Origin of the sequence: Micromonospora sp. U56, assembly GCF_018070095.1 — a bacterium.
In the GTDB taxonomy this organism is placed as follows: Bacteria; Actinomycetota; Actinomycetes; order Mycobacteriales; family Micromonosporaceae; genus Micromonospora; species Micromonospora purpureochromogenes.
The window spans coordinates 1-7,780 of record NZ_JAGPYL010000193.1; the positions used below are offsets into that span (position 1 = coordinate 1).

Genomic DNA, 7,780 nt, shown 5'->3' on the forward strand with positions numbered 1-7,780 from the left:
CTGGTGGGGCGCGCCGCTTCGTCGCTTGCCGAGAGCCGTCCCTGGCGCAGGGCCAGGGGCACTGTCGCCGCGCCGTACCTGGTGCGGCACGGTCTGCGATGTGTCGCGGTGACGGCCGGCATGGACAGCGCGACATGCCGCAAAGCGGGGCGCTCTTGTCCGCGCTGCCCCGTCCGGTCGACCGCGCGGGAGTGGCCGGCTGTCCGGCGCTCGTCGCCGGCCATCCAGCGCGCAGCGTCCCAGGCCATCATCGGATCGACGTGACGCAACGAGGATCGGGCCGCCGCCGGAGTCCTGGACGCCACCGGACCTGCCCTGATCTGCGGAAAGGTGTGCCGGGCCACCTGTCGGGAATCGGCCAGGTCGACGGGCCCGCACGAGGGTGAGGACGGGCCGGCGGGTCGTCCTGACGTCGCGTCTCGGATCGCTCTTCGGCGGCGAGTACTGGCCGGACGGCCGGCGCGGGGAACGCCTCTCGTCCGGGTCGTCGAGGCGTCCCGCCCGGTCGGGTCAGGTCACGGCCAGGTCACACCACCGCTGCCGGGTGACGACGGGCGGACGGCGGGTGTGAGCGCCTGGCGGATGCAGCCCGGCAGGAGCGGACCGGACCTGCGCGAATGCCGGCATCCCGCCGCTGTCATCACCGAAAGGTGAACGATAAGTTGCCGGATCAAGTAACGGTTCGTGATATTTGAAGATCGCTCACATCGTTCCGGATTGATTAGTGGCGGCGTGATCAGTCGCATTAAAAATGGGACACACCGGCGAACTGGACATTCTGCAATTCGCCCGGATCGGATCGCCGACAGAACCGCCTGACCAGGCCTTGTGCCCGATCTGTGCTAAAGAGGGCGGACTGGCATCACCGTCGATCTGTGGATATGATACGCCGCAACGTGGCTACCAGTGCTGGAGCGTTTCGACTACTACGCTACTTAGGGGTATGCAAACGTGGCGACCATGGGATATGAGGGGGCCCTGTCGCTGTTGCAAGGGCTCCTTCGCCAATGCGACGGCTCAAGCGGTCGACTGGCGCTCGTCGAGGGGGGACTCGCCAGCGGTAAAACATATCTGCTCCATCAATTTTCGCGTTACGCGGTGGAGACGGGGGCGTTACTTCTCAGTGGTACGGCATCGCGGGCGGAGCAGTCGGTCCCGCTCGGAGTGGTCGATCAGTTGTTCCGCAGTGCCGACCTGGTGGACGCGCTGCCCGAACGGGCCGCCCGGCTCATCGGTTCGGCCGATGCGGCCGACCAGGACGGGGGATGGTCGGACCCGCTGGCGGACCCGGATGCTCGATCGGGCTGGATGCGTGAGTTCTGCGGAGTGCTGCTGGGCCTGGCCCGGGAGCGCACCCTCGTGATCGTGATCGACGATCTGCAGTTCGCCGATTCCGCCTCGCTGCGGCTGTTGTTGTCTCTGCAGCGGCGGATGGATGCGGCCCGAATGCTGCTCGTCCTGGGCAAGTGGCACCGACGCCGGCCGACCCTGCCGCTTTTCTACACGGAACTGACCCGCCAGCCGCACGAGAACATCAGGTTGTCGGCGTTGACCGTGCCGGACATCGCCGATCTGCTCACCGGGAAATGGGGAAAGCCGGCGCCCGAGTCCGTGGCCCAGGAATACCACGATCTGACAAACGGTAATCCGCTGTTGGTCCACGCGCTGCTCGACGACAATGCGTCGGACGCCGGGATCGGGGACGGGGCCACGCCCGTCGTCGGTGACGGATATGCCCACGCCGTGCTGGCCGGCCTGCACCGGTGGGACGCGCAGCTGCTGGACGTGGCTGCCGCGGCCGCGGTACTGAACGAGCGTTCGGATCCGGCCCTGATCGGCCGTCTTCTCGGAATGCGGAACGAAACCGCCGAGGAGATCGTCGGAATACTGACCGAGGCGGGCGTACTGCGGGACTGCCGCATGCGCCATCCGCTCGGCGCCACCACGGTGCTGGAGAGCATGCCCACGGCGGAACGGTCCACCCTCCACCTCCGCGCCGCCGACCTGCTCCACCAGCAGGGCGCGCCGGCGGCCGAGGTCGGGCGGCACCTGCTCAACGCCGAGCAGGTGCCCGCCGACTGGGCGGTCGGGGTGCTGCGTACCGCGGCCGACCAGGCGCTGGCCGCGGACGACCCGGACCTGGCGGTGCGCTGCCTGGAGCTCGCGCTCTCCGGCTGCACCGACCGCAAGGAACGGATCGCCATCATGCACGCGCTCACCGGCGCGCTCTGGCGACGGAACCCGTCGGCCACGCTGGCGTACCTGCCCTGTCTGCAGGGTGCGGTGCAGGACGGGGAACTGCACGGGCCGGACGCGGCGGCGGTGATCCGCTACAGCCTGTGGAACGGCGACGAGGACGCGGCGGCCCGGGCCGCCACGGCGCTCGGCGCGTCCGCCGATCCGATCGACGCGCAGACGGCGGCCGAGCTGGCCGTCAGTTTCCACTGGTTCCTCGGTCCGGCCCGGGGGCGCCTGTCCGAGTTCGGGTCCACCGGCACCACCCACCCGAGGGACCTCTGGGCGGACGCGGCGCAGCGACTCACCTCGCTCTGGGGCCGGGGCGGCGGGGAGGCCGCCACCACCAGTGCCGAGCAGATCCTGCGCAGCTGCCAGATCGGTGAGACCCCGCTGGAGGTGGTGGCCGCGGCGGTGCTCGCGGTGCAGCGCGGCAACAAGCCGGAGCTGGCCCGCACCTGGTGCGATCGGCTGATGCGGCAGGCCGCGGAGCGCGGCGAGGTCACCTGGCAGGCGGTGCTCTCCTCGCTGGCCGGCAGCATCGCCTACCGGCGCGGCGACCTGGTCAACGCGATCCGGCACGCCGAGCAGGCACTGGCCCTGCTGCCGGAGAAGGGCTGGGGGGTCCTGATCGGTCAGCCGCGCGCCACCCTGATCGTCGCGCGCACCGCCCGGGGCGAGCTCCGGGAGGCGGCCGAGGTGCTCCAGGCGCCGGTGCCCGACTCGATGTTCGGCACCGTCTTCAGCCTGCCGTACCTGCGGGCGCGGGGGCAGTTCCACCTGGCCACCGACCGGGTGCTGGCCGCCGGACGGGACTTCCAGCTGTGCGGCCGGCTGATGCGCGAATGGGACGTGGACGTGCCGGCGCTGATCCCGTGGCGCAGCGACCTGGCCGAGGTGAACCTCCGGCTGGGCCGCTCCGTCGAGGCCCGGGACCTGCTCACCCAGCAACTGGAGCGGGCGCGCGCGGCCGACGTCCGGGTGCGGGGCATCTCGCTGCGGGTGCTCGCCGCCGCCAGCGAGCCGGCGCAGCGTCCGACGCTGCTGCGGCAGAGCGTGGAGTGCCTCCAGGCGGCCGACGACCGGCTGGAGCTGTCCAAGGCGCTGACCGCGTTCAGCGTCGTCCGGCAGCAGCTCGGCGAGTTCGACCGGGCCCGGGTGTTGGCCCGGCGGGCCGCGCAGGTGGCCCAGGCGGGTACGGCCGGGCCGGCCGTCCCCGCCGGCGGGGACCGACCGGTCGAGCCGCCCGCGCTGGCGGGCCGCTGGCACGACCGGGAGAAGGAGGGCCGGCACGTGCTCAGCGAGGCCGAGCGGCGGGTGGCGAAGCTGGCCGCGCTGGGGCACACCAACCGGGAGATCAGCCAGACGTTGTACATCACCGTCAGCACCGTCGAGCAGCACCTGACGCGGGTCTACCGCAAGCTCGGCATCACCCGGCGCACCGACCTGCCGGCCGAGCACGAGCTGCGCAAGCGGCTCTCGGAGTCCCGTGGCGAGGGGACCACCGGGCTGCTCCACGCCGGGCAGGACTGGGAGGAACTGGCCGGCTGAGGGACCGCGCCCGCCCGGAGCACCCGGGACCGCGCTCCGGGCGGGCGCCTCGCTGTCCGGACGCACGACGGCGTCCCGACCGGACCGGTCGGGACGCCGTCGTAGGTCCACCGGGTTCGCGGAAACCGTCGGCCGGAAGACCGGCCGGCGGCCGCGCACGTCAGGGGGCGCTAGGGGTTTCCGCGGGTACGGGCCTGCACCAGCATTGCCTCACACGGGCGTCACGGGTCAGTGGCCGACCCGGGCCTCGGTCACCTGGCCCGTGACGCCCAACGCGGTGAGGCTCGCCCAGATCGTGCCCGGGGTGGCGAAGTTCTCCAGACTCAACAGGTCGTCGACGAACCGCACCCGGTACGTCGACTCCAGGTCGGAGATCAGCTCCACCGTGGCCATCGAGTCCAGGCCGAAGTCGCGCAGCGAGGTGTCCTCGGTGAGGGTGTCGGTCGGCGACAGGAAGGCCAGGTAACCCCGCAGGATCCCCTCGAACCGTTCGTCCAGCATGGGTCACTCCGAATCTGTCGGAACCGGTGTCGGCGGTGACCTCGATACAAGTACCTGCCCGTGCGGCCGACAACCCCTGTCGCCCCTTACTGTTGGAGCACCGGATGGTAGACGTGGACGGTCCCGCCCTGTCGGCGCGATTCCTTCGCGGCCTGGCGGCCAACCCCACCGGCACGGCCCTGCGGGTCGGCTCCCGCGCCGTGAGCTACGAGGAACTGCACGAGCTGGCGCTGGCCCGGGCCGGGGCTCTGCGCGCCGCCGGGGACCAGCCGCCGGAGGCGGTCGCGGTGCTCACCGGCAAGAGCGTCGAGGCGTACGCGGGAATCCTGGCCGTGCTGTACGCCGGCGCCACGGTCGTACCGTTGCACGCCGGCTTCCCGGTGTCGCGGACCCGGCGGATGCTGGAGGTCTCCGGCGCGACCGCCGTGGTGGCCGACGAGGCCGGCCTGGCCACCCTCGGCGAGCTGGCCGGCGCCGGGCTGGAGCTGCCGGTGCTCGCGCCCGGCCTGGACGCCGACGTGGTGCCCGGTACGACGCGCATCCCGCTGGGCGACCGGCCCCTCGACGCGCCGCTGCCGGTCACCGCGTCACAGGTGGCCTACGTGCTGTTCACCTCCGGCTCCACCGGCCGGCCGAAGGGCGTGCCGATCACCTACGGCATGACCGACCACTATTTCCGGCTGGTGGACCGGCACTACGACTTCGACACCACGGACGTCTTCTCGCAGACCTTCGACCTGAACTTCGACTGCGCGGCGTTCGACATGTTCTGCGCCTGGGGGGCCGGGGCGGCCGTGCAGCCGGTGCCCGCGCAGGCCTACCGGGACCTGCCCGGCTTCCTCGCCGAGCGCGCGGTGACCGTCTGGTTCTCCGCGCCGAGCGCGATCACCCTGATCCGCCGGCTGGGTGGCCTGCGCCCCGGCGGCATGCCGGGGCTGCGCTGGAGCCTGTTCGCGGGAGAGGCGCTGCGCGCGGCGGACGTGGCCGACTGGCACGCCGCCGCCGACCGGTCCACGGTGGCCAACATCTACGGCCCCACCGAGCTGACCCTCACCATCACCGGCCACCGCTGGTCGCCGGCGACCTCGCCGGGGCTCTGCGTCAACGGGCTGGTGCCGATCGGACACCTGCACGAGGGGCACGAGGCCCTGCTGCGGACCCCCGACGGGGACCTGTCCGACCATGAGGGTGAGCTCTGCGTCACCGGCCCGCAGATGACCCCCGGCTACCTGGACCCGGCCGACGACGAGGGACGGTTCCTCGACCACGACGGGCGTCGCTGGTACCGCACCGGCGACCGGGTGCGCCGGCTGGCCAACTCCGAACTCGTCTACCTGGGCCGGTGGGACGCGCAGGTGCAGGTCAACGGCTGGCGGATCGAGCTGGCCGAGATCGAGCACGCGCTCGCCGGCTGCCCCGGCGTACGGGACGCGGTGGCGGTCACCCGGACCGTCGACGGGCTGGTGGAGATCGTCGTCTACTACACCGGCGAGCCGGTGCCCGCCGCCCAGCTCGCCAAGCAGCTCGCCGAGATCCTGCCGAAGGGGATGCTGCCCCGCCGGTACACCCACCTCGACGAGTTCCCGCTGAACTCCAACCGGAAGATCGACCGCGGCCGGCTGGCCCGGGCGGCGGCGAGCTGATCCACCGGCCCCGATCGGCACCGGTAGGGGCTGGTAGGGGATTCGGAAAGCACCGTCGGACCGTAATTCTGGCCGGGTGGCAGAAGAGGGTACGGAGAACCGGGGAACGCCCGCGTCGGTCGCCCGCCTGGCGGGCCTGCCGGGACCGGAGCAGACGCGCGTCCTTGTCGACCTGGTCCGCGCGCAGGCGTTGGCCGTGCTGCGGGAGATCGGCGCCGTCGACGCGCCGGACACCGTCGACGCCGGCCGGCCGCTGCGCGAACAGGGCCTGGACTCGCTCGGACTGGTGCAGCTGCAACGGCAGCTCACCGCCGCCACCGGCCTGACCCTGCCACCCACCGTCGGTTTCGACCACCCGACCGCGATCGCCCTCGCCGACCACCTGCGCACCCTGCTGCTGGGCGAGGGGCCGGAGGCGTCCGAGCCGGCCCCGGCCCGCCCGCCGGCCGAGGAGGAGCCGATCGCCGTGGTCGGCATCGGCTGCCGCTACCCGGGCGGGGTGGACTCCCCGGACCAGCTGTGGGCGCTGGTCGCCGACGAGGGCACCGTGGTCACCGGATTCCCCACCGACCGGGGCTGGGACCTCGACGGGCTCTACCACCCCGACCCGGACCACCCCGGCACCACGTACGTGCGGCACGGCGGCTTCCTCGACGACGCCGCCGGCTTCGACGCCGAGTTCTTCGGCATCAGCCCCCGCGAGGCCAGCGCCATGGAGCCGCAGCAGCGGCTGGTGCTGGAGACCGCCTGGGAGGCCCTGGAACGGGCCGGCATCGACCCGCAGTCGCTGCGCGGCAGCCGCTCCGGCGTCTTCATCGGAGCCGACCCGCAGGACTACGGCATGCGGCTGCACGAGGCCCCGGACGGCCTCGACGGCTACCTGATGACCGGCAACTCGCCCAGCGTCGTCTCCGGCCGGCTGGCGTACGTGCTGGGCACCGAGGGGCCCACGCTGACCGTCGACACCGCCTGCTCGGGCTCGCTGGTCGCGTTGCACCTGGCCGTCCGCTCGCTGCAACGCGGCGAGTGCACCCTGGCGCTGACCGGCGCGGCGTCGGTCATGGTCAACCCCGGCGCGTTCACCTCGTTCAGCCGCCAGCGCGGGCTCTCCCCGGACGGCGTCTGCCGCCCCTTCGCCGCCGCCGCCGACGGCACCGCCTGGGCCGAGGGCGCCGGGCTCTTCGTCCTCGAACGACTCTCCGACGCCCGCCGCCACGGCCACCCCGTGCTCGGCGTCATCCGGGGCACCGCGATCAACTCCGACGGCGCCAGCAACGGCCTGACCGCCCCGAACGGCCGGGCCCAGCAGCGGGTCATCCGGCAGGCGCTGGCCGACGCCGGGCTCACCCCCGCCGAGGTGGACACGGTGGAGGCGCACGGCACCGCCACCACCCTCGGCGACCCGATCGAGGCACAGGCGCTGATCGCCACGTACGGGCGGGCGCACCGGGCCGACGCCCCGCTCTGGCTCGGCTCGATCAAGTCCAACCTCGGCCACGCCCAGGCCGCCGCCGGGGCCGCCGGGCTGATCAAGGTGCTGATGGCGATGCGGCACGGCACCCTGCCCCGCACCCTCGGCGTGGACGCACCGACCCCGCACGTCGACTGGTCCACCGGCACCGTGCGACTGCTCACCGAGGCCCGGCCCTGGCCCGCCGACGGCGCTCCGCGCCGCGCCGGCATCTCCTCCTTCGGGGTCAGCGGCACCAACGCGCACGTCATCGTCGAGGAGCCGCCGCCGGCCGAGCCGGCACCGGCGCCGCACCCGGGGCCGCCCGTCCCCGCCGCGCCGCGCCCGGTCGTCGTCTCGGCCCGGACCGCGCCGCCGCTGCCCGCCCCGGCCGCCCGGC

General features: G+C 73.0%; 4 protein-coding genes. 3 read left to right on the forward strand and 1 reads right to left on the reverse strand.

What is annotated here, in order from left to right; all coding sequences use genetic code 11:
• Window positions 1-960: 960 nt before the first annotated feature.
• The gene (locus KBX37_RS32645) at window positions 961-3,786 is read left to right on the forward strand and encodes a LuxR family transcriptional regulator (RefSeq protein WP_210779688.1); all 2,826 of its coding nucleotides are present in this window, start codon (window positions 961-963) and stop codon (window positions 3,784-3,786) included.
• Between the two features lie 228 nt (window positions 3,787-4,014).
• Here KBX37_RS32645 and KBX37_RS32650 read toward each other — a convergent pair whose 3' ends face one another.
• Window positions 4,015-4,287: an acyl carrier protein gene (locus KBX37_RS32650; protein WP_210779689.1), complete on the reverse strand. Its 273-nt coding sequence runs from the start codon at window positions 4,285-4,287 to the stop codon at window positions 4,015-4,017.
• A 104-nt stretch (window positions 4,288-4,391) separates the two neighbouring features.
• Here KBX37_RS32650 and KBX37_RS32655 point away from each other — a divergent pair, with 104 nt between their 5' ends.
• Both KBX37_RS32655 and KBX37_RS32660 read left to right on the forward strand, forming a co-directional pair.
• Window positions 4,392-5,930 carry an AMP-binding protein gene (locus tag KBX37_RS32655; protein WP_210779690.1) on the forward strand — a complete coding sequence of 513 codons (1,539 nt, stop codon included), beginning with the start codon at window positions 4,392-4,394 and terminating at the stop codon, window positions 5,928-5,930.
• A 76-nt stretch (window positions 5,931-6,006) separates the two neighbouring features.
• On the forward strand, window positions 6,007-7,780 hold a 1,774-nt coding region (locus KBX37_RS32660; protein ID WP_374103941.1), incomplete at its 3' end, for a beta-ketoacyl synthase N-terminal-like domain-containing protein.

Excerpts from the sequence above, each read along its gene's own strand:
- KBX37_RS32645 (WP_210779688.1), top strand. The coding sequence starts at position 961 with ATGGGATATGAGGGGGCCCTGTCGCTGTTGCAAGGGCTCCTTCGCCAA.
- KBX37_RS32655 (WP_210779690.1), top strand. The coding sequence starts at position 4,392 with ATGGTAGACGTGGACGGTCCCGCCCTGTCGGCGCGATTCCTTCGCGGC.
- KBX37_RS32650 (WP_210779689.1), bottom strand. The coding sequence starts at position 4,287 with ATGCTGGACGAACGGTTCGAGGGGATCCTGCGGGGTTACCTGGCCTTC.